This window comes from Paraburkholderia sp. SIMBA_054, assembly GCF_046534875.1.
GTDB lineage: Bacteria > Pseudomonadota > Gammaproteobacteria > Burkholderiales > Burkholderiaceae > Paraburkholderia > Paraburkholderia hospita.
The window spans coordinates 1-278 of the sequence record NZ_JAWRXV010000646.1; the positions used below are offsets into that span (position 1 = coordinate 1).

At 61.2% G+C, this 278-nt stretch carries 1 pseudogene; it reads left to right on the forward strand.

Features of this window, described 5'->3' with window-relative positions:
- Positions 1-93: 93 nt before the first annotated feature.
- Positions 94-278 (forward strand): annotated as a pseudogene (locus tag SB822_RS56685) (MFS transporter); the annotation flags it as partial.

Below are 278 nucleotides of genomic sequence, written 5' to 3' on the forward strand. Positions count from 1 at the left end.
GTCCGGGTTGGGGCCGCGATGTGCGAAGGGCTGGCACTTGCTGCTTCGGGCTGGGCCCACTCATCCATCGTTCTCGTATTGACGCTTACATGTGTGGGTTTCGCCAATGCATCGATGGGACTCGTTGGCGCGACTCACCGCTCATTGGCTATCCCGCAGAATTTCCGCGTGCGCATTCTCGCTGCGAGCATGATGACCACGCAGATTGCGGGCATTCTTGGGCCGATGGCCGCCGGCGCGGCGCTCATGCATTGGGCAGTGGGCAAGGTCTATACATG